Source organism: Enterovibrio makurazakiensis, from assembly GCF_050336585.1.
In the GTDB taxonomy this organism is placed as follows: domain Bacteria; phylum Pseudomonadota; class Gammaproteobacteria; order Enterobacterales; family Vibrionaceae; genus Enterovibrio; species Enterovibrio gelatinilyticus.
The window spans coordinates 1-1195 of the sequence record NZ_JAKJSE010000057.1; the positions used below are offsets into that span (position 1 = coordinate 1).

1 pseudogene is annotated in these 1195 nt (G+C 53.4%); it reads right to left on the minus strand.

Annotated features, from left to right (window positions below):
- Positions 1-1195, minus strand: a pseudogene (locus L4D06_RS25365) (hypothetical protein); the annotation flags it as partial.

Below are 1195 nucleotides of genomic sequence, written 5' to 3' on the forward strand. Positions count from 1 at the left end.
TCGATATTGCTGAGGCGCATCGCACCATTATAGAAGCTGGAATCGACATAGAAATCCGGTGTTTCACCCGAATAGGTGACTGTCCTGATTTCCTCACCATTACGCAGATACCGCACTGTGCCRTTATCGACTTCCAGCGTGAGCACATCACCAACCGCYACRCTGCCAGCACCGAAGTTGACGCGATACGCACCACTTTCGTAGACATATAAGGTGGTATTGACGATGTAGAAGGCATAATCGATATCACCATACCTGGCTGAGCTTTCTACATTCCCCAAGCCAAACATATTGTTGCTGCCCAGCGCATCGACCGTGAAGTTCAAAYGGTAGCTGTCGCTAAATCCATAGGTAGAGAAACGCGCAGAGTTGGCTTGRTAMGWCCAAGARCCGCCGTTGGCGGAGAGCACACCGTCAGTGAAGCTCGAATTACCGGTTTGCACCGGCCAATCCACAATGTCAGCACTGGTGCGAAGCTCCAATTCATCGGATAAACCATCATTATCGCGGTCGATATCGCTGTTATCACCCACACCATCGCCATCGGAATCCGCGGTTTCAGTGGCATCGTCAGGGAAGGCATCGGCATTGTCGCCCACACCGTCGCCGTCAGAGTCCGTGGTTTCAGACGCATCGTTAGGGAAGGCATCGCTGTTATCACCGACGCCATCGCCGTCAGTATCGGTTGTCTCAGTGGCATCCGTTGGGAAGGCATCGCCGTTATCGCCCACGCCATCACCATCGGTGTCCGTGTCTTCATTAGGATCGAACGGGAAGGCATCGTAGATATCGAGCGTGCCGTCGTTGTCATCGTCTTCATCGTTCGGGTTGGAGATACCATCACCGTCCGAGTCTTCGGCACGATCGTCAACGCCATTTCCATTCACATCGCCGCCGCCTTCACCATCTTGAAGGTTTAGCATGCCGTCACCGTTGGTGTCGAAGGCCGCGAAGTGATAGCCGTGCATGTCAAAGGCGGTGCCGTCGTTTTCAGCATTCTGACTTTCCAAATCAAGGTAATCAGGAATGCCATCACCGTCAGAATCTGGGGCAGGGTCGACGCTGGCTTGCAGGTCGATACTGTCGACCATCAGATCACCGTCCGCATCGGTCAGACCGGCTTCGACCACATCAGGAATGGTGTCGTTGTCGGAGTCCAAATCCACATCGTTATTCACACCGTCATTGTCTGCAT